Raw genomic sequence first — 24230 nt, 5'->3', positions numbered from 1 at the left:
GCTCCCGTAAAAATATATCATAACTGCGGTAAAAATATCGCGCTGTGTGAGACCGAAAGCGATCGCCCTGTGGGAGAATTTGTTAGAACAGGAAGAAAAGCGCGATCGCCAAAAACCGTTCGTAGTGCGGACTTCAGTCCGCTCTTATTCTGCGGACTGAAGTCCGCACTACGAACCAATTCGCACACGATTTAACTTAATGAGTAGATGGTAAGCACAAAAAAACCATAGTACCTTGTAGATACTACGGTTTTTGATGACCTACTGATTGATATTTCTACGCGAAAACTGGCACTGGTTGCGGCCAGCGTTTCATGACTTTACCAATTACAGCCAATTCTTCCATCAACTTGTCGAACTGATCCGGTGTTAAAGATTGCGGCCCGTCAGACAAGGCTTTTTTCGGATTCGGGTGCACTTCTATCATCAGCGAATCTGTACCCGAGGCGATCGACGCAAAGGCCATCGAAGGTACAAACTGCGCCCAACCGGTGCCGTGACTCGGGTCAACCATAACTGGTAAGTGAGTCAGGGTTCGCAGCACTGGAACCGCCGACAAATCCAGCGTATTCCGCGTATACTGCCTGTCATAGCCGCGAATTCCGCGCTCGCACAAAATCACGTTGGGATTGCCCGCAGCCATGATATACTCGGCTGCCATCAACCATTCTTCAATGGTGGCGGAAATGCCGCGCTTCAGCAAAATTGGTTTGTCTTGAGCTCCGACTTTCTTCAACAGCGAGAAATTCTGCATATTTCGGGCTCCGACTTGGATTACGTCGGCTACTTCTACGATCGCACTTAAGTCCGCCGCATCCATAACTTCGGTAATAATTCCCAAACCGCTAGCTTCCCGCGCTGCCGCCAGCAGTCCCAAAGCACTCTCGCCGTGTCCTTGGAAAGCGTAGGGGGAAGTTCTCGGTTTGTAGGCTCCACCGCGCAAAAATTGAGCGCCAGCAGCTTTGACGCGCATTGCCGTTTCAACAATCATTTCTTCGTTTTCGACCGAGCAAGGGCCTGCTACGACTGCGATCGGGTGATTTAAGCCGATCGTCACAATTCCCAAAGGAGTAGCGACTTCTACGGCGCTGGGTTCACCTTGGCGGTATTCCAGAGAAGCACGTTTGTAGGGTTTTTCCACCCGCAGCACTTCCTCAATCCAGGTGCTCATTTCGCGCAGTTGCATCGGTTCGAGCTCAACGGTGTCGCCTACCAAACCCATGACGGTTTTGTAACGCCCGACAATTTTTTCGGGTGTCAAACCCCAGCTAGTGCGGAGTTCTTCGTCTAGGCGATCGATCTCGGCTGCTGGAGTGCCGGCTTTCATGACAATAATCATATTTTTTTCCCTTGGTCTGTTGCGCTAAGACACGCATTATGACATGGATGTACTGATAAAAATAGATGCCGTGCGATCGAGCTTCTATTTATAGTCTTGGACGCAAGCGTGGTTAGAAACCGGGTTTTTTTACGATAATTCTGCGTCGCAGCCACCATATTCGGTAAACAACCCGGTTTCTTTAGTCGTCCATCCCTCTAGCAATTCACTATTGACTAATGACTGTTGACTAATGACTGAGGACTGAGGACTGATGACTTCTAACTTTTCGGCTTAGCCGCGCGCCACGCTTCCCGCATCCGTCCAAAATTGGTATTAAATTCTTCCCATCCCAGAGTGCTTCCTGAAGCTTCTTCATCCCAAGAAGCCGAGAGGACTCCATAGCTCAATCCAAGTACGCCTAGACCAAAACAGCCCATGCTTACCAACAATACCGCTGTGTTGGGCAAGTCAAACCAGCCCTTGCTGACTATCAAATAACTCACAAAAAATGTGGAAATTCCCAGAATAGTCGGGGCGCCGCAGAATACCGCGATGCGGGAAATCATGCGTTTGCTGACTGCTTCTGGGATGGATTGCGCCTGCGGGCCAGTTTTTTTGGTGGCTTTGGGCTGTTTGTCTAATTTTGGTTCTTCTGTGACTGTGCTTGCTTCGGTTTCTGGGGGCTTTTTAGCGGTTTTTTTCCGATTTGAGGCCGGTTCAAAGGGTAAGCGCTGGGTGGGTGGTTCGGAGGACATATTTTTTGTTTAACCTGAAATCTCGAACAATTATTCAATAAATCTTGGCGAGGGTTTACGCAACTCTGACGGTTAATCAACGGTTTGACACGGATTTGCGATCGGTGCGTAAATCCTGCTGGTGTTTGTCCAAGATTCTTGAATATTGTCGCAAATTTTCGCTTGGCTGTTTAGCCGCGAATGCCTAAACGGGCAATTAATGCTTTGTAGCGATCGACATTTTCCTTTTGCAGGTAGGCCAGCAGGCGCTTGCGGCGGCTGATCATCATCATCAAACCGCGCCGGGAGGCGAAGTCTTTTTGGTTGATTTTCAGGTGGGCGCTGAGTTTGCTGATGCGATCGCTCAGCATGGCGATTTGCACATCTGCTGAGCCTGTGTCGGTTTCATGGGTTTGAAAATCGCCCATGATTTCTTGTTTGCGTTGTTGTGTAAGTGCCATGAATTGAGTTTATGTTTTTTTGTACGATCGTCACAATCTGCGATTGTATCACAGATTGAGTAACTGAGGACACGGCAATGCCCAAGGCGGTTTCAATCCCCTTGGGGGGAAAGATGAATTGCGGCAATTAAAGCTAATAAAGCGTTTCAATCCCCTTGCGGGGAAAGGTGAATTGCGACGGTACGTAGTTGCGCTTCAGCGCTCTTATTGAAGAGTGCTTTTTGTTTTAATCCCCTTGCGGGGAAAGGTGAATTGCGGCGAAAACTGGCACCGAAGAAGTAATGAAAGAGGTATTTTGTTTCAATCCCCTTGCGGGGAAAGGTGAATTGCGGCATTGCGGCCGGGCTCGCACTGCTCGCGGCGATGGTGCTCGGGCTCAGTTTCAGTCCCCTTGCGGGGAAAGGTGAATTGCGGCTTTGGATATATTAGTAATAATTTAGATATTTTGTTTCAATCCCCTTGCGGGGAAAGGTGAATTGCGGCCTTGATGACCTCCCAGGGATGGATAACTACCCATCTACTAGGTAATAGTTTCAATCCCCTTGCGGGGAAAGGTGAATTGCGGCTCTATAAGACTCGGGCCCCAGTCTTGGGCATGAAGAATCCTCCACCTAAGTTTCAATCCCCTTGCGGGGAAAGGTGAATTGCGGCTTAAAGATCACATGCACCTTGGCAGCACCACTACCAGAGTTTCAATCCCCTTGCGGGGAAAGGTGAATTGCGGCATCACGTTATTCCCATCGTGAGACAGCGGGCCCTATATTAAGGTTTCAATCCCCTTGCGGGGAAAGGTGAATTGCGGCTGTGATAGCAATATGAAGTGATCATTGATTGCCTTAGGTTTCAATCCCCTTGCGGGGAAAGGTGAATTGCGGCGTGGTACTCCATAACCCATACAGATACCGATCTCGTAGCGTTTCAATCCCCTTGCGGGGAAAGGTGAATTGCGGCATTTACCTGTTTCAATTTGGAAACCGGGCTCTTTTACGAGGTTTCAATCCCCTTGCGGGGAAAGGTGAATTGCGGCTCAGGACTACTGGGGTGAGCTGCCTTTTGACTATTTACAGTTTCAATCCCCTTGCGGGGAAAGGTGAATTGCGGCAAAGTGCGAGGACTGCCCAGGTTGGCCCAAACCTAGTTTCAATCCCCTTGCGGGGAAAGGTGAATTGCGGCTCAAAAGGGTTACCACTCTCCCGATCCTAAAATTTTTACGTTTCAATCCCCTTGCGGGGAAAGGTGAATTGCGGCCTGTATAAATTTTGTAAAGATTGGACTTTTGCTCAAGGTTTCAATCCCCTTGCGGGGAAAGGTGAATTGCGGCTATTTGGAATCGCAAAGTTTGGCATCTGGACAGCCATGTTTCAATCCCCTTGCGGGGAAAGGTGAATTGCGGCTTTTGTTTGTCTAATTTTTAACCGCCCAGCTAGCCTGTTTCAATCCCCTTGCGGGGAAAGGTGAATTGCGGCGGCAGGTGTAGGCGGCCCTAACGCCGCACCTCAAACTCAAGTTTCAATCCCCTTGCGGGGAAAGGTGAATTGCGGCCTGCAAACCCTGCACCCTGTCAAACGGTGCACCCGGATGGTTTCAATCCCCTTGCGGGGAAAGGTGAATTGCGGCTGAATTTGAAAATGTTAAGGCAACAGAAACTATAGAGTTTCAATCCCCTTGCGGGGAAAGGTGAATTGCGGCCAAAACGCTGTGCATGTAGTTTCTGATAATGACCAAGTGTTTCAATCCCCTTGCGGGGAAAGGTGAATTGCGGCCGTCGATTGCTCGAACGCTTCGTCCCAACAAAAAAGAAAGTTTCAATCCCCTTGCGGGGAAAGGTGAATTGCGGCGCTTATCAGTTACCATCTTCAGAGTTTGAGTTTTAAGTTTCAATCCCCTTGCGGGGAAAGGTGAATTGCGGCTTAATCTCGGCCCTGCGACTGGCTTCAAAGCCTCCGATATGTCAATGTTTCAATCCCCTTGCGGGGAAAGGTGAATTGCGGCATGTCGCCAAGATGCTCGGCTATCCAGTCGGCTTGGGTTGGCGGTTTCAATCCCCTTGCGGGGAAAGGTGAATTGCGGCAGCGTCACGTAAGATTACCGAAGCTCAATATAACCAGGAGACTCGTTTCAATCCCCTTGCGGGGAAAGGTGAATTGCGGCTTAAAAGTACAGAAGGGGCTGAATCATATATCGCAAAGTTTCAATCCCCTTGCGGGGAAAGGTGAATTGCGGCTTCGTGGCGGCAAAAACAATGATCTGATCTCTGTAAGCCCCGTTTCAATCCCCTTGCGGGGAAAGGTGAATTGCGGCAAAAACAATGCAAGTAACAGTAAATCAAATCGAAGGTTTCAATCCCCTTGCGGGGAAAGGTGAATTGCGGCACGAGTTTAAACCTTATTCTGATACCTCGCAGTACGGAAGTTTCAATCCCCTTGCGGGGAAAGGTGAATTGCGGCCAAAAAGAGAATAGTACGAACAACAAAATTGTACAGTTTCAATCCCCTTGCGGGGAAAGGTGAATTGCGGCTGGATATCACCTGAAACGAAGCAATTTTGTGTTTTAACGAAGTTTCAATCCCCTTGCGGGGAAAGGTGAATTGCGGCGTGCTCAACTTTGGGACAGGTCAAATTGGCAATCAAACCTTTGTGTTTCAATCCCCTTGCGGGGAAAGGTGAATTGTGGCAGATGGATGGATTTTGATTGATGGAGAAATGGCACACGAACAAGAGTTTCAATCCCCTTGCGGGGAAAGGTGAATTGCGGCCTAATTCTTTGGACAGCTTTTTGTTAAATAGGGGTAACCATACAGGCTTACAACCAATTTCAACAATTACCAACTTACAGTCTAAGTTTCAATCCCCTTGCGGGGAAAGGTGAATTGCGGCTAGTAAAAAAGTAATTTTTGCCTATCTATTCTTGCCGCTTGAGGTTTCAATCCCCTTGCGGGGAAAGGTGAATTGCGGCATCAGAAAACAATTGAGTTAAAGACAAACCAATCAAGTTTCAATCCCCTTGCGGGGAAAGGTGAATTGCGGCAAGCCTTACCTATCGTGCTAGAACAGTTCACAGAGCAAGTTTCAATCCCCTTGCGGGGAAAGGTGAATTGCGGCAGCGTGATAATACGCTCAATCAATTGTGGACTACTGTTTCAATCCCCTTGCGGGGAAAGGTGAATTGCGGCACTACTGGTACTACCGCTGGTTGGTGTACAGTTACCACGTTTCAATCCCCTTGCGGGGAAAGGTGAATTGCGGCAGCAGTTGCAAGAGGGTCGAAACACGGGTGTAAAATGTTTCAATCCCCTTGCGGGGAAAGGTGAATTGCGGCTCCAGACTTTCATGAGGAAGCTGCAAATTTTGTGGCTAGTTTCAATCCCCTTGCGGGGAAAGGTGAATTGCGGCTTACGATCTCCGCACTACTTGTGCTACCCCTCACTGTGAGGTTTCAATCCCCTTGCGGGGAAAGGTGAATTGCGGCGTCACCTCGATGATGTAAGCCTCAAGGTAGCTGTAGTTGGTTTCAATCCCCTTGCGGGGAAAGGTGAATTGCGGCTCTGGTACGGTGCGTATAAGTAGTAGTACACCAAACCCTATCGTGTTTCAATCCCCTTGCGGGGAAAGGTGAATTGCGGCCCTGGAGTGTATATACGAGGCCATGCGCTTAATGGAGAGTTTCAATCCCCTTGCGGGGAAAGGTGAATTGCGGCTACCTCCCTCTACGAACACATCATGGATGCAGTAAGGGTTTCAATCCCCTTGCGGGGAAAGGTGAATTGCGGCGCTGTAACTGGATAGCGCACCCTCCGATGATGATAGGTTTCAATCCCCTTGCGGGGAAAGGTGAATTGCGGCAATACCATCGAGGTTCTGGGGGGGAACACCTTACCTGTTTCAATCCCCTTGCGGGGAAAGGTGAATTGCGGCTGCTAACCGATAAGGGTTACATATCATCCAGGTTTCAATCCCCTTGCGGGGAAAGGTGAATTGCGGCCTAACGACGGCAGGTGCCGCGCTACGGGCATTGGGATTAAGTTTCAATCCCCTTGCGGGGAAAGGTGAATTGCGGCTCCTTGACTTGAAACCCTTACCCAGTAAAGGCTCCAGAAGCGGTTTTCGACCACCTCTTATGCTCAGCTTGCTTTGGGACTCAAAATGAACCTCAAAAATGGCTGAAACCTTTACTGGACAAGACAACGGCCGTCTACACCAGAGAATCAGTGTTTCAGCCATTTAGCTTGAAGGTCGGATTGCCAAATGATTGAATTGCTAAAACACTACTTTAATCTATTCAATTTTCTAGGTACTGGCGCTATTGATTCCGGTAGTTATTCACACTGCACATTGCTTTAGCTCGTGTAAATTTCTAATTAAAATCCAGCAATTACAGAATAATAACCGAGATTTCTCGGAGTGTCAAGTGTCAAATCAAATACTTTCAGACAATAACCGAAGTAGCAGGTTTAGTCACCGGTGGGCCCAAACCCCAAGTTTCTACCTGCCCCAAAGTCCGCGCTGATACAGGATAAAAACGGATATTGTCTTCGTCCAAATTAACTCGTGCTCGCAGGCGAGTTCGCAACTCGTCAAACTGACGCCCAGAAACAGCACACTCAAAAACCGAATATTGCACCCACGTGCCGTAACCCGATAGCAAGTTGAAAACTTTCTTGCGCCGCTTGTCGCAAGGAATATCATACACCACAACGTAAAAATACATGATTTTTCGGCTGAGGAAAAAGTTAATTTTGACCATTCCGCGAGACTAAAGAAACCGGGTTTTTTCGATAATTTGAGGGCGACAGCGCACTATTTCCGGGAAAAACCCGGTTTCTGACCACCCCGCGAGACTAAAGAAACCGGCTTTTTTCGATAATTTGAGGGCGACAGCGCACTATTTTTGTTAGTCCTGGACGCAACTGCTACTCTTATGGGAGGCTCATTTTTAGGTACGTAGTTGCGCTTGGGCGCTCTTTCCTAAAATCTGTAAAGAGCGCTGAAGCGCAACTACGTACCTTGAAAAACCTGGTTTCTGACTATCCCTGCCTCCACGAGCATAAGTTTTGACAGCTACTAATAAATTCGATAAGGCTTGTACAGCATTTGCGGATTGTAAACAAACTGCTTGTAAGCCTTAACTTGCTGCACAAATAAATCCCATCGCGGCTGTTTTTCTCCCGAATCTGTTTGAATTTCTTCTTCCATGCGCTGTAAAAAAGCATGGAGAAATTTTGCTCTCCCGGAATCGTTCAAGAAACAGCCACTATTCCGATAAACAAAGTCGCGGGTGGCATCCATGACTTTTTTGTTGATCAGCGACAGCACTAAAGAATCGATAATCGGAGCGCGAAACTCTTCGATTAAATCTGAAGCTAAAGCAGCATGACGTTCGGAAGTTTGATGCAAACAAGCTTGATAAGGATCCAGTCCTTGGAGCTCGATTAAACAAAGTAAGTGATTCCAAAGAATTTGATATCCAAAGCTGAGCATGGCGTTAACCGGATTCCCTGGCGGACGGCGGGAACGGAAAACAAATACAAATTCGGGAACGGACAAACATTCGCCAAATGCTGAAAAATAAGTAGCTGCCCGGCTCCTTCCAATCCCATTAATCGCTCGATCGTTTCAGAACGAGAGGCTTTGTCGCTGAGACATTCTAAGCTTTTAATCGTGAAAGCAACTGTTTCTGAATCTAGGCGTTTTCGATGGATGCGCTGCAAGATAATGCGACTATCTTTCAATTTTGCAACGACAATTTGTTTGGCGGCTAATAAACGGTGGTGGAATTCGAGTTGCTGTTGATAGCGAACAAGTTGTCGGTAGCCCCGTTCTATGGGCAAGATGCGTCCGTAACAGTAGCCCATGCGAGAGAGATAGGCTATGGGTATGTTCCGCCACAAGCAAGTGCGAATTGCTTGGGTTGAAATTTGGGATTTGCCAAATACAAGGATTTGCTCTAAGAAGGGATTGATGAAAATTATGTTGTTGAAAGAAATTCTCTGCGGAGTTGCAATCTGTCAGCGGTTGAGTGTCCCGATTTCTTGGCAAAAGTATCGGGATATCGACTTCAGGAATTATTGAGAACTTCTCTATTTATCTATCAGCCTGAATCAGCTAGTTTTATGCAAAAAAACTCAGTGTTTACAAAAGTTAAATAGTATTTTGTAGGGGAATTTTCCGGGACATTGGTGTCAACAAACACGTCATATAGCGGTTTGCAGAAAGATGAGGTATGGCTGACAGCTTATATAAGCAATAAACTAAGAGGGCTGAAGCCCAACTACGTACCTTACCTTTGTGAGAAAGGCTATGTCTAGTAGGATTAGGTAGGTGATTATCGGCTCAAATAGGCGATCGCCTCACGAATCCAATCATCCGCATTAGCTTTTTTTGACAAGTTGCTGTCTTGACTGAGGGTTTGCAGCGCTTGCAAGACTTCCGCCGCAGTGTATCCCATCGCCAGCAAAATCATCTCCACTTCTTCTTGAATAGCTGCGGGGACTCCGGCGGCGACGGAAGTTGTCAAACCTGCTTCCTGTCTCCATTCGGAGAGTTTGCTTTTGAGTTCCAGGGCCAGGCGTTCGGCGGTTTTTGTGCCCACTCCCGGGGTTTTGGCGAGGATGCGGGTGTTACCGCCGACGATCGCCTGAACTAAATCTTGCATTCCTAGAGTGTCGAGAAGGGCGATCGCCAGTTGAGCACCCACACCGCTAACACTCGTCAACTGTCGAAACAAATCGCGTTCTGCCGTGCTACCAAAACCGTACAATACGATTTGGTCTTCCTTAACTTGCTGGTGGGTAAAGATTTGGGCAACTTCGCCGGATGCTGGTAATTGACCCGTCACGCGGGGTAAAATTTGGATGTCATAGCCAATTCCACTGACTTCGAGAGTCAAGATAACGCGGTTGCTGCCTTTAGTGATATTGGCGACTGTGCCTTTGAGATAGCTGATCATAGAGTTAATGGTACACCGATAGGGTAGCGCGCCTTTTAAAAGTGCGATCGGACTAATGCAAAAAAAATCGTTTTCTCCCGAATACATTAATAACTGCTAAGGGAAAGGTAGAAAAACAATTCTATCTTGATATTCATTTTCTTGGGATGCCAGAGCAGCTAAAATCAATTCTTCTAGGTTTTCGCCAATGCTTAAATTAGGATTTAGGATAAAAATCCCTGGGATGTGACGATTTACCGCCATATGTTCGGCTAAGTGCACTGGCATAGAAGTTCGGTTATTTGTCACCAAAACACAGTTATTATCTTCACACCAGTAGAGAATTTCTGGATCGAGAGTTCCTTTCGGTGGTGTTTCCGGTTCTCCCACTACTTTGACGGCGATATCTGGTTCTCGTTGCCTAATTTGATTGGGATAAATAGGATTGACATTTTCATCAATTAGGTATTGCAGGTTCATTGGCTACTTTTGGCTTTTCTTTCTGCCCTCAATTGGCGGAGCTTTTCAGAAACAGGCGGGGGATTAAGGCGCTGTTCTTCTCTCATTTTGTGACCGTGTTCTATCCAATTTCTGAGGTAATCACTCACAGGTTCTTGATTCTGGAGATAATACAGAATTGTCGCATAAACTTGTTCGAGGGTGAGGGAAGGATAAGTTTGGGCAATTTCATCAGGTGCGCGACCGCAATCGATGTAATCATAAAGGATTGTTTCAATGCCAATTCTTGTCCCTTTCAGTCGAATATCGCTGGGAGTGAGAAAGTTGAAATAATCTGTGAGCGTTTGGGTTGGCATAATTTTGCTGCATACTCAACATAATTTATTATATCACTGATATTTGCCCGATCGAACTTGGAGTAAACCGCTCGGCTGATTTTTCAATTCAAAATAAGATGCTGTTTGACAAAAGACAAATCCGTATTCCCAAAATTTACCACCAAAGCCACATTCAAATTTTCCAAGGATTTTATAAACCACATAATTTCATCAGAATTTTTACCTTCATAGTGATTGAACAAAATAGAAAATCGCTTTTCCAACTCAGGTTTAACTTTGCCAGAAAGCAGTAATATTTTCAGCAGCAAACCCATTGTCCGGCTGGGCCCGAGGTTGTATACCAAATCGTAAAAAACGTAGTGGTTGGGATGTTGGGAATTTTCTACCACTAAAAAGTTGAATAACTGGTTGCAAGTCCGAGCTAACAATATATTATTTAATTTCTCCGAGTTGTTTTCAGGAAATGTATTTTTGATGTATTTGTACAACTTGTCGTTAAATTGACGATTACCATATTCTGGTTCTACAGATGATATTAAATATTCATATAAATCCACTTTAAATGAGCTGTAGGATGGAGTCTTCCGGGCATCTCGCAAAAAAAATTGAGCCGATTCTTTGTGACTGCGATCGCCTGTTATTTTTCCAGCAAATTCCCTAACAGCTAAGTGCAGTTCCGCATCGTTCAAAAGTGTGGGATTTGGCGCCGGCTGCACAATTCCTATTTCTGTATTTCTCGGTTCAACCAAATAATTTAAATATTGAGACAAGTTTTTTTCAAATTGTCGCTGTCTTTGAATTTCCAGCTTTTTGATGGTTTTCTGGTCTTCCTCAACGCTGTCCTTGCTCAGCAAAGAATGCCCGTACAAATAAGGATACCGACAAATCAATTCGCCCAAAGGAGCATGACTATCTTGTTTCTGGGGTTGTGGCTCTTGTTCTACTGCTTTTACTAAGCGCTCTAGGGTCTGGAATTCGGCACTTTTAGTAAAGAATTCTATTTGTTCTTGCAAGCGCTTGACTATATAAAATTCCATCCCGAATCTGGGAGAAGTCTGTTTAAATAAAGCAACCAGATTTGCAATACTCAATTTGTGCTGTGAGTGCAATTGCCAGCGGTTGATGGGGATGTAGCAGCAGCGGTGGATGATATATTTAAACTCCCGATCCGATCGCTTGACGGAGATGATATTGTACAAAGTTGCTTCTATTTCGCGATCGGGGTAGCCCATACCGTCGATAAATAGTTTGCGGAACCGATCGATTACCTGTGCGGGGGATTCTCGTTCCACGCAGGAGACGATGTGATCGTACAATATCTGTTCGTTGCTCCCCGATAGAAAAGTATCTGAGGGCGGGGTGAGGATTCTCTCTGTATCGATGTCTGGACTGCTTTGTACAACTTGTGGGACAATGACTGTGGGTTTTTCTTTAAAAGTTCCAGGATTCAAGAACCAATAGTGTTCTTGACTTAATTGTTTGTTGGCCGCCCAATCCAAAGCTGACTGCAAACTTTCTCCTGTCAATAACTGCGAGTTATCTTCGCGATCGGAAGCCAGCCATGCTGCCAAGGCTTCGCGGTAGGGAGCCAGATTTCCCAGTTCTTTTTCCACCCAAAACTGATTGAAAACAGATTGATAAATTAGGTTGGAAACTATTAATTTACCATGAGATTTAACCACTAATCCTGAAAGTTGTAATTCAATTTGTTCGGGAGAATAATCGACAGCAACTCCTGGCGCTTCTTCCGGTTTTTGGGGGTCGGGCGGTTGCAAAATTTTCTGGTACAGCGTTAACAGTTTGGTGATGTCGCAGCGGCTGTGGAAAATGCGATCGCGAATTGCTGTCAAATGTGGGGGTTCGTCCCAGTCTTCCCAATTTTTAATAATTCTGTGTTTGAGCAGTTGTTCCACCTGTTCGGCTTCGCAATTTCTGCCAATAAAAGACCCGTATTCAAGCACTAATTGGCACAGTCTTTGAGTCAGAAAAGGTTGACCGTCCGTCCAAGTAAATATTTCTTGGAGCAGTTTTTGCGGGCGAAAAGCTTTGAGTGCCAATCCTTTTGCTAGGGGCACACTTTCGTGCAGTTGCAATCGAGTTAAATTAATCGGCCGTCCAATATTAAAAGGGTTGCAGCTTGGATCTCGGATCAGTTGTGATGGGGCTGCTACTCCGAAAACCGCAAAATTCAGGCGATCGTATTCTGGTTGCTCTGCTCGCTTGGAATAACAACCTCGAATCGAGGCAAAAAAATCGCTGGTACTGAAATTTAGACTGTTCGTGCTGTCAATGTCATCTATCAAAATGACTAAATTTTGCCGCAGTGACTTGAGCAAAACTTTTTCGATAAATATCTCCAATCGCTGCACCGGCGATAGCACTTCGCGATCGTTCCACCACTTGATCGCATCAAATCTGTTTGTGAGGCGCAAGCTGCTGGCGATGCGGTATACGATCGCACCATACCATTTTTCGAGGGAAATTTCTGGGCTGCTGATGCTTCTCAAGTTGACGGCTGCAAAGGCTGTACCTTCTGCTTGCAACCTTTTGGCTGTTTGCACTAGCAGGCTGGACTTTCCCATTTGTGGCGAACTCAACACGTAGCAGAAGTGTCCGGCTTTGAGTCCTTCGTAGAGTTCGCTGTCTGCCGATCGCCTGACATAGGTGGGCGCACCGGCAGGCAAATATCCTCCGACTTGATATGGGTTGGTTGAGTGGACTTCTGCTGTCATCTGCGAATTCATCAAGATGGTGCGCCCCTGTGCTGTGCGATCGAAAGGTTACAAATTGCAATAATTATTATTGCCAGCTTATACTATTTTAGACTTGAGATTGGCTAATGACTTATTGAATAAGGGTTTGGAGTTTACCTACAGTTGCGTTCTTTTTTTGAACTGATATTACTGCGGTTGAAAATTTTGTGACTCTTTCTCTATTGTCTACTAACTCACCGTTCTTCTTCTCAATCTTTACCGTATCTTTGCAACCAACGCTAAATGCAGCCAGGAGGGCGATCGTACCCCGGCACCTTTTTCTTTATACTCGTTCGCATCATCATCTGAATTTTTACTCAACCGGATTGAAAACGCCTAAACGCCATTTGGTTTACATTTTTTTACAATCATACTTTAAAATTCACCCGATGGTATGATGTTATTAGGGAAACTCATAACCGCAGCGCCTTTGAGGTTCTGCCTTCAGTTCTGCGATCGCGATCTGGCTACCGAATGCCGTCCTGTCCAAGGACTGGAATGGCTGCCGCCAATAAAAAACCCCAGCGTTTGGCTGAGGACTGCTTGAGTGGGAGATATCGTTAATCTGCGTTTTTTTTAGTTGACTTAGATTGCATGGAATTCCATGCCGCTGACACTTCCCCAGCTTTCGCGTGGGGGAATTTTTAAGGACAAACTTTTGGGGATAAATCCACCACAAGTTTAATTCTTAAAAGCGCTGTCAGTGCGCTGCTAGCCACTGGCTCAACGATTAAAGTTAAGTTTGTGGCTAATTGTAGTAGAAGATGCGCCCTGATGAATTAACTACCCGATAGATGAGCACCCTGATGGCATAACTCCCTGATGGATCGACGCCCTGATGGCCTTAGCCCCACTACCCAAAAAAATCTGGTTGGTGGATGATCGTGGACATAAGTAACACGTCACTTCCGGCGTTTCCGATCGCTCTTCGGGTGTGCCTGTCTGTATTGATTATGGCAGGCAGATTTATCAGAAGACAAGTGGGCTATTGCATCAACCCACTTCTGACAGATCGGTAAGCCAAAAGGTGTCTATCTACGTTAAATCAGGGTCATCGAACATGAAAAACAGCATCTTAGTATTAGCGGTAATTGCCTCCGGTGGCATCGGCTTATTCCATACAGGTAGCGCCCGTGCTTCTGCGATCGTCCCACAATCTTCATCAACCAGCAGTTTGACGGCTTGGGAGAGTCGTCCCGACATTAACTACACTGGAACGAATGAAGATGGTGAGCAAGAAGAAGTAAAAACAGGCAAAGGCAGGAAATAATTAGCCCTCTCAGGGTTCGCCGGCGCTGCGGTTGCGATCGTGATTGTGTTTGTGGTGTGTTTGTTGTCGCAACCACCTTGGCTCAAGGGGGTGAAAACTCGCTCGGAATACTCATTCTACCTAATCCGAGGGGTTGAAGTCAGAACGGTGAATGAGAAAATAAACAGGTAAGGCGAGTCTGTCGGTGGAGTTTCCCCGCCTATCAACTGCCTTATCTTCTGATGTTCGGGATTCGGATCTGGCACAATCGTATTTCATCTCGTAAAAACCCAATGGAAAATACTCTCGAAACTACCCGCAGACAGCGCGTATTGACAAGAACCCAGGAACGGCGTCAGGCGACACCCAAAGAAAAACAGTTAATTCACCTGCTGGCCAATATGGCTTGCAGTTTGATTAACTATGACTACAAACACTCAGCGGGGAAGGAAACTCTCGCGCCTTCGGAACGCAAGCGTTTAGCGGAATGGCACTACCTGCGAGTTCAGCAAATTCGCCGGATCGAACGCTCGTTGGAGCCCGTAGCGACCCTCAAGCGCGTTTACTACAAGAGCATCCTGAGTCCGAGGGATCTGAAGTCTTTGAAGCTTCTGTGGCTTGAGGATGACAAAAACCGCGTCAAACGGGTCGATCCTGACTTGGACGACATCCTGAGCTCCGCTTTGGATCGGGGAGATACTTTGAAACAGCTATTTCACTCGATCGAATCCAAGGAACGGATCTTTGCGGAAACTCCTCGCCCCGGCGTTGTACCGCTGTGGGTGAAGGAGTGGGAAGACTCGGAATATGACATCAACTTTTTTCCGCCTTCGTTCTCTGCATGGGTTTCCATCGTGGACGATTAGGTTGGAAGAGAAACGGTTTGAGATAGCAGCGATCGCCAAAATGAGATGATTAACCTTTGGTGATGGCTGCGATGGGCTGTCGAGTGTGCGATCGAGCTGGAATAGGCGACATTGCGCGCAGACATCCGAGTACAGAGAAGTAAATCGAAGTCAGTACCATTGTACAATGGGGGAAAACCAGGGCTTCAGCTAATTGCTGATAGCTGATAGCTGATAGCTGATAGTTTCCCATGACTGACTCGATTTCTACTTCTCCATTAGACTCGGCCGCCGATACAGCCGAACTCCGCTCACAGTTGAGGTCGGGTTCAGAGAAAACTCAACTGCAACTGCTGCAACAACACATAGCAGATGCGGGTTGGGATGTATTGATGGAATTTTTATTAGAGCGCCAGTCGGAGGAACCGACGGCGGTAATGGGTAAGGTTTACCAAATTCTTTATAGCGCTGACTCTCCGAGAGCGAGTGAGTTTTTGCGATCGAATTTTCCGACGGGAATTGTGCCGCTGCGATCGGACTCTAACATTGACTACACTCCGCTGCAACAATTATTGGCCCTACAGGAATTTCAAGAAGCCGATCTATTGACTTTAAACAAACTTTGTGGGTTGGCGGGCGAGACAGCTTCGGCGAGAAAGTGGCTGTATTTTACAGAAGTTGAAAGTTTGCCCGTGGCAGATTTGCAAACAATTAATACCCTGTGGAAAGTGCATTCCGAAGGCAAATTTGGCTTTTCGGTACAGCGGGAAATTTGGCTGAGTTCGGGCAAGAATTGGGATAAGTTGTGGCCGTTAATTGGCTGGAAGAAGGGGAATAATTGGACGCGGTATCCGCAAGAGTTTATTTGGGATTTGAGCGCGCCTAGGGGTCATTTGCCGCTGTCGAATCAGTTGCGGGGAGTGCAGCCGTTTGCGGCTTTGATGGCTCATCGGGCTTGGGTGAAGTAAGACGGCGGTTGAAACCGCCAGAAAGTCAAACAAAGATCCGACGGCGGTTGAAACCGCGTCTACACAAACGATGTCCGCCTCCGCGGACTTAAGAGAATAATGTAAAACGTAATTTTCACCGCCTATTCTTCAACCGGCGTCCGGCTTGTTTTGTTTGTATAGCCGCGGTTTCAACCGCCGGGTCTTTTTTTTGGAATATTGGGAAATTTTGTATAATTGATATTTGAATTAATCAGCGAGAGGGCTGGGAGTCATGGTAGGAATCGGAACCAAACTGACTTTAGAAGAATTTCTAGCTTGGCCAGACCCAGACATATATTATGAGTTTGTCGATTGAGGGCGATCGCTCTTTTCGGTTAGCTGGAGCGATCGCAGCGAGTGCAAGATGTCAGTTATACTTCGATGCGGATTTTGACGGTAGCACCAAAGGCTTTTCTGAAGGCTGATTCAATGTCGGGTAGTTTTTGAATTGCCATTAGCAAAAGTGCTGTTGACGATACTTTAATTCTTGCTTCCCCATCATTGAGAGCAACGAGTTTACCGTGCTGTCGCATGAGTTCTTTAGTAGTGCGTGGTGATATGTGAAGTAGCACAGTTTTCCATGTTAGGTCTAGCATTCCTTGGATTGCTTCTTCCATTTGCTTGAGGGTGTCCATTTTTTTAGGTAAAACGCCTGGTAGTTCTAGTTGTTTTGGGTAAGCTTGATGTTTCAAAGTCATGATTGTTCTACTCATCTAGGGTAAGTGATTGACTGCGGGGCAAGTAAGTTAGTTAACTTTTTGCTGTCCGCATCTTCAGAATGCCTGATGTGTAGGGGTTTCAACGCTTGACTTTTTGACTGACTTTTTGACTGACTTTTGACTGACTTCTGCTACTGCTGCAAAAATGAGTCAAAATTGAAGCTAATAGGAGCTAGTTAGAGGGCAAGCATGGTGGCTACAATCAAAGCATCGAAAGAAGGACGGGAAAAATTTAAGGAGGCAAGAGAAAACAAGAGATGGAATCAAGAAGCTGATGCTTTGCTTACTCAAAGTGGTGTTCGGCGCTCAACCGTGCAGGCACTAGAGCAAGGGAGAAACATTAGGCAGGAAAACTTTGTCGCACTTTTCAAGGCTGTCGGGATAAAAAACTGGGAGACATACGTTGATAACAGCGCAACTCAGGCTTCATACATGGAGTTTTTGGTCTGTGATGATGGCTGGGTAGGTCGGGAGACACTAATTGATGAATCGATCGAGAAGGTGTGCGGATCTTGTCGAGTCTTACTTATAGTTGGCATTACTGGTATCGGTAAAACTGCTTTGGCGGAACGTGTCGTTCAGGAATTGCGAGGAGATTGGAGGGAACACAGGGATAATTTTGAAGATGAGAAAAAAGTTTCAGATTTTGCCAGCGTCGCGCTGCAATGGCTGGAGAAGTGGGGAGAATCTGTCCCAAAAGACGATCGCAAACCAGAACAATTATTACGGCGGTTAGTCAAACACCTGCGCGAAAATCGGTATTTAATCCTGATGGATTCTCTTGAGTACCTATTGACAGGGAATGCAGAGGATGGCTGGGGTGATTTTGCTGATGAGTGGTGGGGTAAGTTTTTTGTAAGTTTCTTGGCAGAATCAGATTGTCAAAGTCGATTTATTCTGACTTCTCAGGATTTGCCAACTAAGTTTGAGAAAGCGGAGTGCGATCGCTATAAAAATCGTTGGTATTGCCAACTTTTGAAAGGATTAGAAATACCCGAACAAGTGGAGTTATTTCAAAAAGCTGAACTGGATGGCGATTTGGAACTAGCACACAGTCCCCTGCGAGTAATTGGAGAAGTTTATGACGGGCATCCTTTGGCTTTGCGGACGATCGCTGGAGAAATTAAAGAGTCTTATGGTAGGAAAGTCAGTGCTTACTGGAAAGAGAATAGCCGTTACATTGAAGAGGTGAAAGAGGCTATTGACGAAGCTCGCGATCGAGGAATAGTTAAAGGAGATGAGGATAGGTGGCAGTTAGCATCATACACGAAAGTCTTGCGAAGGAAAGTTAAGGAACGGATCGATCGGACATTCGATCGTTTAAAAAATGATGCGTATGATGCTTATTGTTTACTTTGTATGGCTTCGATTTATCGATGCGAAGTCAAGGAAACTTGGTGGCTGATTAATTTAGAAGATGAGGGTTATAGTGAGGAACAGCAAAAGGCAGCAATGCAAACTCTGCGCGATCGCTATTTAGTTGAAGATGGAGGAATTGATGATGAAGATAATCGGCTGGTGGGACAACATAATTTGATCCGCAGTGTGGCGATCGATCGCCGATTGATGCTACCAAAAAACTGAAGAAATTGGATAAATTCACCATGACAAATAACCTGACACCATCGGGAGATAAGGTTTTGGAACAATTAGGTATCAATCCTCATAATCTCAGTGTCCATTTTCCAAATCGCGAGCAGCGGCTTCAGTACAGAGCAGTTGTACAGTGGCTAACTGATTATAAATCGAAGCCGGGTGCTTCCAATTTAGAGAAAGTAAAGGGATACTTGGAAGCGTTTCACCATCTTTGTCAGGTGGAAGATTGGATACGAAGTAGCAAAATTATATCAACTCAACTCGATACACATACCAATGACGAATTGCATCATCAATTATTACTCTGGGGCTACTATAGGGAACTGATTGAGCTGTACAACCAACTTTGGGGCAAATTAAGCCTTAATCATGATGCTATTTTTATCGCCAATCTTTGCAATAATTTGGGCAATGCTTACTATGGACTAGGAAAATATTTCCAAGCAATTGACTATTATCAACAGAGTTTAAGTATTGCACGGGCAATTCGCGATCGCGAAGCTGAGGGAAGGGCACTGGGAAATCTGGGCAATGCTTATAATTCGCTAGAATACTATCTCAAAGCGATTGACTACCACAAACAGAGTTTAAGTATTGCAAGGGAAATCGGCGACCGCAACGGTGAGGGATGCGCGTTGGGAAGTCTGGGAGATGCTTGCAATTCGTTGGGAAATTATGGCCAAGCCATCGAATATCTCAAACAAAGTTTAGTCATTGCAAAGTCAATCGGTAATCGCAACAGTGAGGGATGCGCGTTGGGAAATCTGGGAAAGGCTTACAATTCGTTGGAAGATTATCCCCAAGCCATTGAGTATTTCCAGAAGAGTTTAACTATTTTCCAGGAAATTGGCGATCGCAACGGTGAAGGAAAAGCACTGGGAAATCTAGGACTTGTTTGCGGTTTGCTAGAAGATTATACCCAAGCCATTGAGTATCTCCAACAAAGTTTAATCATTGCAAGGGAAATTGGCGATCGCAACACTGAAGGAATCACACTGTCAGATATGGGAGTTGCTTACTATTCTCTAGGAAAATATGCTGAAGCCATCAACTATCACCAACAGAGTTTAACTATTGTACGGGAAATCGGACAACGCCACGCACAAGAGCGGGCTTTACTTAATCTAGTCAGAGCTTTCTGTGCTTTAAGAAAGTATGACAAAGCAATGGAATGCAATCAGCAGCACTTAGCTCTCATCCAATGAACTTAACAGTAGCTGAAACTATTGATTTATGATGAGAGATTAAGATGCGATCGCCTCAAAAATGATTAAGAGCGATCGCTCACAAGCCTAAAATCACACCTAGGGCTACTGCCAGCTCATCCATAAAATTTTCATCTAAATGACCGATTACCCTAATAACCCTGGATTTGTCGATGACTCGAATCTGTTCGCAAAGTATTACTGAATCTTGATTTAAACCCCCAACTCCAGATGGAACAAATACATGAGAAGGTAAAAGAGCGCGACGAATTTTAGTAGTAAACGGTGCAATAATAGTATGAGGACTTACTGCATTAGCGCGATCGATCTGTAAGATGACAACAGGTCTTATACCAGCTTGCTCCGTACCAACTACCGGATTCAAATCGCATAACACGACATCTCCTCTTGTATATGTTGGATTTACTGATGAAGCTGCTACCATTGAACCTCTCCACGGGCTAACTTTTCTTCGTAGGCTTCTAAATTCTTTAAATAGTCAGAAAAGTCTGATTCAGTAAGCTGTGGCAATTCACTGTTGTATTTGAGGAGCAAAAAGTCTATGAAATCATTCACTTCTTGAACAAGCGACTCTGGTAGTTGGCTAATTTTAGAAATAGTTGCCTCATAAACAGTCATATTTTTACCTATCTATCTTATTCACTTCTTTCAATTATAGCCTAGGAAGCAGTTTTTTAAATCCAGAACTCAAAGACTTTCATTGAGCTGTTTTTGTTCTCCTTCCGGCTGCACTTGCTTCTGCAAACTAATTTTGTCGCCCACTTCATAGCCAGAATTAAAACCGGCTTCGCTGCTGATTTGAGAATCTGTTCTCGTTTTAACTTTAACCCCTCGGCTTTCTAAATAATCGGCGATCGCCAGTTGATTCTTTTCAAACATCGATCGCACTACAATAGCAGGAGTACCCGCCGTATCAGCCGAGCCAGGAATCCCCGACTCCTCCATCTCCCGCTTTTGTTCCAGCAGCCTTTGCCGCAACCTTGTCGCGCATCCCACCCGAAAAGCATTCAGATACGCCAGTCCCCTGCCATTTCCTTTGCGGTATTTCGCCCTTTGCTCGATCGCAGAACTCAAATACTCATACAAGTGCGTGCAAACAATCAGGTTGGTAGAACTTCCCACCAAAAACATACTACCAGTATAAGTGTTCCGCATACCAGTACAACCGTTAGCTTCAGCAATTCCCGACAGCAGCATCATTTTCCAAGTGACGAATTTGGATGTTGTTTCAACTGAGTTTTCCTCAATCTCTTCTTGGTGATTCGGGCCTAAATCGGCGAGATCCAGATTGTACTGTGCTAGTAAAAGGGAAGCTTTTTCGGCCGCAGCAGTCGATTCGTTTTCATTGGATGAGGTGGCGAGGGCTAACAGCTTTTTGATTTTTTCGACAATACTTGTGTCTGCCATTTTTCGATCGGTTTTGGGTGAGGGTAGGCGGTGGTAGAGATTTGGGGATGTTTGTATTTTAATGGAGTTTGGAATGTGCGATCGATCTTTTAAGATTTTTTTTACCGCAGAGGGCGCAGAGGGCGCAGAGGAAGAGAGGATAGAAAGAAGTTTGCAATTTATGGGTGGATTGGTCTATTATTCGAGGATTTGTAGGACTGATATCGATTTCTTAAGATTTTTTTTACCGCAGAGGGCGCAGAGGGCGCAGAGGAAGAGAGGATAGAAAGAAGTTTGCAATTTATGGGTGGATTGGCTTACTATTCGAGGACTTCTAGGACGGATTTTGGCTGCAATTTATCTTTAAACCAAACAACTTTTGCAGGAACTTCTTTGACATTTACTCCGGCTTTTTCTAGATTTAGCCGTTCGGAAATAGCTAAAATCAAGTTGTCGCATCCAGATTTGTGTACTTGTGCAAATTTCTTTTGCAAATACTCGGGCCGCCAATAGCCGACTATTTCTAATATAAATACTCGTCCGTCGGGATGGACTAACCGAAAGTCGGGAATCATCACGCTTCCGGGAATCGGAATTAGATCGACTTCTCGTTCGAGTTTCCACTCGGTTTTTAAGCCGTCCCAGCGATCGGCAAATGCTGCCTCTAACATACTATCATAGGGCTTGCCTGGGGGATAGTGGCTGACTAAACCGCAGTCGGAATTTAGGGTAAATTTACCTGTTTTGACAACGCCGCTGAAAGCATCTTTGGTTTGCAGGGTTGAGTGCATGCTCCACTTGGTAACGTGCAGGAGTGCGGGTAGCATTTTGGCGAGGGCTAAGCCGTAGCGAGTGCTGGGTTTGAACAAGCTTGTGGGGCCGTCGATTGTGAGGGTAAATCCGTGGTCTGCGTCGCCTTCGATGTAGGTCATTAATTGAAATAGTTTCAGATAGCGAAATAGGAGTTTGTATTCTCCGGGATCGTTGCGGTGGGCGGTTAATTGGACTTGACTTGCTCGGTAAAATATGCCTTGGACTTGGGAAAGGTTGTATCTGTGAAGCAGGTTTTCCGGTGTTGGTGCGTCAAATTGGGTGAGGATTTTGTTTTCGTTTAAATCGGCGTACAAACCTGTTTTGATTTCCTCGGTTAAAACTTCTCTGTTTAAGTCTTGGCTGAGCTCTGTGGCTACGGTTTCGAGGGTTATTTGGGTGGATTGTACGCTGGGAGTCGATCGCGCGGACAACGCAAATACCCGCTGTCGCAAGTCCGATGGTTCTAAGGGACTGATGACTTCCAAGGTGCAGAAACCGCCTTTGAGGAGGTGCGCTAATCCCCGTTTCAGCCGATAGTCGGGGCTGTCGCCTTCTAACTCTAGCAAGCGTCCGTCGAGTTCGCCTTGGGTTTTGCCGATCGACTCTTGGAAGCAGTTTATCATTTCGGTAGCTGCTTCTAAGTTTTTAGCATCTATCTTAAGGCGTAATGGGATAATTGATTCGCCATTTTGGCGGTGGCTTAATAAATCGGTGGGTAGCATTATAGTTTTATTTTTAACGAACCGCGAAGGCGCGAAGGGCGCGAAGGGAAGAAGGAAGAAGGAAGAAGGAAGAATTTAGGCGTGCTACCAGGGAATGTCATCATCATCTCCCCATTTTGTGGGTGATTCTGCTGCTTTTTTTGTTGTCTTGGGAATATCATCGTCTCCCCATTTTGCGGGTGATTCTGCTGCTTTTTTTGTTGTGTCTCGGTTGACTCCGTAAATGGGTGTTGGTTTGACAGTTTCTAATTTCGGATATTCGGTTGGTGGTGGTTCTATTTGTTGTACTTTTGGTTGGGGTTTGTGAACTTGCATTCCGCCTCGCCGGCGCTGAGATGTTCTTTCTTCGCTGGTGTCTTCGGTGACGACTTCGTAGAGAATTGCTAGTTTGTTTGCATCGCTGCTTTTGCGGAGAACTCTACCTAATCTCTGGATGTATTCCCGTTCGCTACCAGTGCCTGAAAGTATGATAGCAATTCTCGCATCGGGAACGTCTACTCCTTCGTTTAATACGTGGGAGGCGACTAGGGTTTTGTATTCGCCGCTGCGAAATTTAGCGAGGATTTCGTGCCTTTCTTTGACTGGGGTTTGGTGGGTAATTGTGGGGATGAGAAATTCTTGGGAAATTCGGTAGACTGTGGCGTTGTCTCCGGTGAAGATTAGGGTGCGCTGCGGAGAGTGTTCGGCTAGTATTTGAGCTAATATTCGCAGTTTTCCTTCGGTACAAAGGGCGATTTCTTTGGCTTGGCGGTGGGCGATCATGGCGCGCCTTCCTAAGGGCGATCGCGCGCTGGCCATGATAAACTGTTTCCATCCTTCGAGGCTGGATATTTTGATGTTGGACTGTTTGAGGAAGTCGTTGCGAATGTTCATGGCTTCGCTGTAGCGGTCGGTTTCTTCTTTTGACAGTTTGACCATGATTTGAACTATTTTGTGATCTGCTAAGGCGTCGCCTGCTAAATTTTCGGGTTTTTTGCTATATACTGTCGGGCCGATGAGAAAATGCAAGTCGCTGTGGCGTCCGTCTGTGCGATCGGGTGTTGCTGTCAGTCCGAGTCGAAAAGGCGCGATCGCATATTCGGATATTACTCGATAAAAGTCGGTTGGTAAATGGTGGCATTCGTCAAACACTAGCAAGCCGTATTTATTCCCTAAGGTTTCGGCGTGAATGCTGGCGCTGTCGTAGGTTGCGACTAAAATTGGCGTTTTGTCCCGCGAACCTCCGCCCAACAATCCAATTTCGATTTCGGGAAATGCTGCTTTTAAATTGGCGTACCACTGGTGCATTAAATCGAGAGTTGGTACTACGACTAATGTACTGCGACCTGTGACTTGCATGGCTAATTGTGCCAGATAAGTTTTGCCGGAAGCCGTGGGAAGGATGACTACTCCTTGGCTTCCTGCTTCTTGCCAAGCTGCGAGGGCTTCTTGTTGGTGCGGGTAAGGCTGCATTGCCACGCTGGGTACGAGTTCGAGTAGTTCGTAGCCCCGGGCTTCGTCGGTGAAGTTGGTACAGTCGGCCTGAAGCGATTCTACCAGCGGGCGGTAGTGAATTGCTCGAATTCGGTATTTTTCGACGCGATCGTCCCACGTCGCAAAGTCCACCCAGTCTCGGCCTCTGGGCGGCGGGTGCAGCACGAGCGTTCCGCGATCGAATGTTAATGTTGGTATGCGTGGCATTTTTTGAGCTAGGG

20 protein-coding genes, 1 pseudogene and 2 CRISPR repeat arrays are annotated in these 24230 nt (G+C 46.1%); of the genes and pseudogenes, 5 read left to right on the top strand and 16 right to left on the bottom strand.

Going from position 1 to position 24230, the window contains the following annotated elements; genetic code table 11:
- Positions 1-277 precede the first annotated feature (277 nt).
- From aroF to JGK39_RS14905, 9 genes and pseudogenes are all read right to left on the bottom strand, one after another.
- Positions 278-1339, bottom strand: a complete 1062-nt coding sequence (gene aroF / locus JGK39_RS14945; RefSeq protein ID WP_293251126.1) for a 3-deoxy-7-phosphoheptulonate synthase — start codon at positions 1337-1339, stop codon at positions 278-280.
- 260 nt (positions 1340-1599) lie between these two features.
- A complete protein-coding gene (locus tag JGK39_RS14940; protein WP_293251124.1) occupies positions 1600-2076 on the bottom strand; it encodes a PAM68 family protein in 477 nt (158 codons plus the stop codon).
- Between the two features lie 170 nt (positions 2077-2246).
- Positions 2247-2516, bottom strand: coding sequence for a 30S ribosomal protein S15 (gene rpsO, locus JGK39_RS14935; protein ID WP_293134126.1), 270 nt, complete (start codon positions 2514-2516; stop codon positions 2247-2249).
- An 88-nt stretch (positions 2517-2604) separates the two neighbouring features.
- Positions 2605-5272: a CRISPR direct-repeat array (repeat unit 36 nt; unit sequence GTTTCAATCCCCTTGCGGGGAAAGGTGAATTGCGGC).
- Positions 5273-5357: 85 nt separating this feature from the next.
- Positions 5358-6574: direct repeats of the CRISPR family, unit length 36 nt; unit sequence GTTTCAATCCCCTTGCGGGGAAAGGTGAATTGCGGC.
- Positions 6575-6942: 368 nt separating this feature from the next.
- The gene (gene cas2, locus JGK39_RS14930; RefSeq protein WP_293251122.1) at positions 6943-7224 is read right to left on the bottom strand and encodes a CRISPR-associated endonuclease Cas2; all 282 of its coding nucleotides are present in this window, start codon (positions 7222-7224) and stop codon (positions 6943-6945) included.
- A 353-nt stretch (positions 7225-7577) separates the two neighbouring features.
- Positions 7578-8404, bottom strand: a pseudogene (cas1, locus tag JGK39_RS14925) (CRISPR-associated endonuclease Cas1).
- A 434-nt stretch (positions 8405-8838) separates the two neighbouring features.
- The gene (gene ruvA, locus JGK39_RS14920; RefSeq protein WP_293251172.1) at positions 8839-9462 is read right to left on the bottom strand and encodes a Holliday junction branch migration protein RuvA; all 624 of its coding nucleotides are present in this window, start codon (positions 9460-9462) and stop codon (positions 8839-8841) included.
- Positions 9463-9558: 96 nt separating this feature from the next.
- Complete coding sequence (locus tag JGK39_RS14915) at positions 9559-9921, bottom strand: DUF5615 family PIN-like protein (RefSeq protein WP_293251120.1); 363 nt, start codon at positions 9919-9921, stop codon at positions 9559-9561.
- Complete coding sequence (locus JGK39_RS14910) at positions 9918-10256, bottom strand: DUF433 domain-containing protein (protein ID WP_293251118.1); 339 nt, start codon at positions 10254-10256, stop codon at positions 9918-9920. The genes JGK39_RS14915 and JGK39_RS14910 overlap by 4 nt, the downstream gene beginning before the upstream one ends.
- Before the next feature lie 83 nt (positions 10257-10339).
- Positions 10340-12970: an AAA-like domain-containing protein gene (locus JGK39_RS14905; protein ID WP_293296683.1), complete on the bottom strand. Its 2631-nt coding sequence runs from the start codon at positions 12968-12970 to the stop codon at positions 10340-10342.
- Positions 12971-14051: 1081 nt separating this feature from the next.
- On the opposite strand from JGK39_RS14905, the gene JGK39_RS14900 reads away from it, so the two are divergent.
- Positions 14052-14261 carry a hypothetical protein gene (locus JGK39_RS14900; RefSeq protein WP_293251114.1) on the top strand — a complete coding sequence of 70 codons (210 nt, stop codon included), beginning with the start codon at positions 14052-14054 and terminating at the stop codon, positions 14259-14261.
- A 272-nt stretch (positions 14262-14533) separates the two neighbouring features.
- Positions 14534-15106, top strand: coding sequence for a hypothetical protein (locus JGK39_RS14895; RefSeq protein ID WP_293251112.1), 573 nt, complete (start codon positions 14534-14536; stop codon positions 15104-15106).
- 49 nt (positions 15107-15155) lie between these two features.
- Here the strand turns inward: JGK39_RS14895 and JGK39_RS14890 are convergent, their stop codons facing one another.
- On the bottom strand, positions 15156-15338 hold the full coding sequence (locus tag JGK39_RS14890) for a hypothetical protein (RefSeq protein WP_293251110.1): 183 nt from the start codon (positions 15336-15338) through the stop codon (positions 15156-15158).
- Between JGK39_RS14890 and JGK39_RS14885 the strand changes: the two genes are divergently transcribed.
- Positions 15337-16053 carry a GUN4 domain-containing protein gene (locus tag JGK39_RS14885; protein ID WP_293251108.1) on the top strand — a complete coding sequence of 239 codons (717 nt, stop codon included), beginning with the start codon at positions 15337-15339 and terminating at the stop codon, positions 16051-16053. The two genes, JGK39_RS14890 and JGK39_RS14885, sit on opposite strands and share 2 nt — an antisense overlap.
- 392 nt (positions 16054-16445) lie before the next feature.
- Here the strand turns inward: JGK39_RS14885 and JGK39_RS14880 are convergent, their stop codons facing one another.
- Positions 16446-16787: a hypothetical protein gene (locus tag JGK39_RS14880; protein WP_293302576.1), complete on the bottom strand. Its 342-nt coding sequence runs from the start codon at positions 16785-16787 to the stop codon at positions 16446-16448.
- Positions 16788-16982: 195 nt separating this feature from the next.
- On the opposite strand from JGK39_RS14880, the gene JGK39_RS14875 reads away from it, so the two are divergent.
- Positions 16983-18377 (top strand): helix-turn-helix domain-containing protein, encoded by a 1395-nt coding sequence (locus tag JGK39_RS14875; RefSeq protein WP_293251104.1) that lies wholly within the window; start codon positions 16983-16985, stop codon positions 18375-18377.
- A 20-nt stretch (positions 18378-18397) separates the two neighbouring features.
- The gene (locus JGK39_RS14870; protein ID WP_293251102.1) at positions 18398-19594 is read left to right on the top strand and encodes a tetratricopeptide repeat protein; all 1197 of its coding nucleotides are present in this window, start codon (positions 18398-18400) and stop codon (positions 19592-19594) included.
- Between the two features lie 79 nt (positions 19595-19673).
- On the opposite strand, the gene JGK39_RS14865 is transcribed toward JGK39_RS14870, so the two are convergent.
- The 5 genes from JGK39_RS14865 to JGK39_RS14845 form a co-directional block, all read right to left on the bottom strand.
- Positions 19674-20039 (bottom strand): type II toxin-antitoxin system PemK/MazF family toxin, encoded by a 366-nt coding sequence (locus JGK39_RS14865; RefSeq protein WP_293251100.1) that lies wholly within the window; start codon positions 20037-20039, stop codon positions 19674-19676.
- Positions 20033-20233 carry a DUF2281 domain-containing protein gene (locus JGK39_RS14860; RefSeq protein WP_293251098.1) on the bottom strand — a complete coding sequence of 67 codons (201 nt, stop codon included), beginning with the start codon at positions 20231-20233 and terminating at the stop codon, positions 20033-20035. Before JGK39_RS14860 ends, JGK39_RS14865 begins: the two co-directional genes overlap by 7 nt.
- A 69-nt stretch (positions 20234-20302) precedes the next feature.
- Positions 20303-21022 (bottom strand): DUF2786 domain-containing protein, encoded by a 720-nt coding sequence (locus JGK39_RS14855; RefSeq protein WP_293251095.1) that lies wholly within the window; start codon positions 21020-21022, stop codon positions 20303-20305.
- 299 nt (positions 21023-21321) lie between these two features.
- A complete protein-coding gene (locus JGK39_RS14850) occupies positions 21322-22536 on the bottom strand; it encodes a DUF790 family protein (RefSeq protein WP_293251092.1) in 1215 nt (404 codons plus the stop codon).
- A gap of 84 nt (positions 22537-22620) precedes the next feature.
- Positions 22621-24216 (bottom strand): DEAD/DEAH box helicase family protein, encoded by a 1596-nt coding sequence (locus JGK39_RS14845; RefSeq protein ID WP_293251089.1) that lies wholly within the window; start codon positions 24214-24216, stop codon positions 22621-22623.
- Positions 24217-24230: the final 14 nt, after the last annotated feature.

Origin of the sequence: Microcoleus sp. PH2017_12_PCY_D_A (assembly GCF_020738565.1) — a bacterium.
GTDB lineage: Bacteria > Cyanobacteriota > Cyanobacteriia > Cyanobacteriales > Microcoleaceae > Microcoleus.
Note: the sequence above shows the minus strand (reverse complement) of the source record. Positions and strands in the feature narration are given on the sequence as shown.

Bases quoted from the DNA above. Each gene is read 5' to 3' on its own strand.
- aroF (WP_293251126.1), bottom strand. From the start codon at position 1,339: ATGATTATTGTCATGAAAGCCGGCACTCCAGCAGCCGAGATCGATCGC.
- JGK39_RS14940 (WP_293251124.1), bottom strand. From the start codon at position 2,076: ATGTCCTCCGAACCACCCACCCAGCGCTTACCCTTTGAACCGGCCTCA.
- rpsO (WP_293134126.1), bottom strand. From the start codon at position 2,516: ATGGCACTTACACAACAACGCAAACAAGAAATCATGGGCGATTTTCAA.
- cas2 (WP_293251122.1), bottom strand. From the start codon at position 7,224: ATGTATTTTTACGTTGTGGTGTATGATATTCCTTGCGACAAGCGGCGC.
- ruvA (WP_293251172.1), bottom strand. From the start codon at position 9,462: ATGATCAGCTATCTCAAAGGCACAGTCGCCAATATCACTAAAGGCAGC.
- JGK39_RS14915 (WP_293251120.1), bottom strand. From the start codon at position 9,921: ATGAACCTGCAATACCTAATTGATGAAAATGTCAATCCTATTTATCCC.
- JGK39_RS14910 (WP_293251118.1), bottom strand. From the start codon at position 10,256: ATGCCAACCCAAACGCTCACAGATTATTTCAACTTTCTCACTCCCAGC.
- JGK39_RS14905 (WP_293296683.1), bottom strand. From the start codon at position 12,970: ATGACAGCAGAAGTCCACTCAACCAACCCATATCAAGTCGGAGGATAT.
- JGK39_RS14900 (WP_293251114.1), top strand. From the start codon at position 14,052: ATGAAAAACAGCATCTTAGTATTAGCGGTAATTGCCTCCGGTGGCATC.
- JGK39_RS14895 (WP_293251112.1), top strand. From the start codon at position 14,534: ATGGAAAATACTCTCGAAACTACCCGCAGACAGCGCGTATTGACAAGA.
- JGK39_RS14885 (WP_293251108.1), top strand. From the start codon at position 15,337: ATGACTGACTCGATTTCTACTTCTCCATTAGACTCGGCCGCCGATACA.
- JGK39_RS14890 (WP_293251110.1), bottom strand. From the start codon at position 15,338: ATGGGAAACTATCAGCTATCAGCTATCAGCTATCAGCAATTAGCTGAA.
- JGK39_RS14880 (WP_293302576.1), bottom strand. From the start codon at position 16,787: ATGAGTAGAACAATCATGACTTTGAAACATCAAGCTTACCCAAAACAA.
- JGK39_RS14875 (WP_293251104.1), top strand. From the start codon at position 16,983: ATGGTGGCTACAATCAAAGCATCGAAAGAAGGACGGGAAAAATTTAAG.
- JGK39_RS14870 (WP_293251102.1), top strand. From the start codon at position 18,398: ATGACAAATAACCTGACACCATCGGGAGATAAGGTTTTGGAACAATTA.
- JGK39_RS14865 (WP_293251100.1), bottom strand. From the start codon at position 20,039: ATGGTAGCAGCTTCATCAGTAAATCCAACATATACAAGAGGAGATGTC.
- JGK39_RS14860 (WP_293251098.1), bottom strand. From the start codon at position 20,233: ATGACTGTTTATGAGGCAACTATTTCTAAAATTAGCCAACTACCAGAG.
- JGK39_RS14855 (WP_293251095.1), bottom strand. From the start codon at position 21,022: ATGGCAGACACAAGTATTGTCGAAAAAATCAAAAAGCTGTTAGCCCTC.
- JGK39_RS14850 (WP_293251092.1), bottom strand. From the start codon at position 22,536: ATGCTACCCACCGATTTATTAAGCCACCGCCAAAATGGCGAATCAATT.
- JGK39_RS14845 (WP_293251089.1), bottom strand. From the start codon at position 24,216: ATGCCACGCATACCAACATTAACATTCGATCGCGGAACGCTCGTGCTG.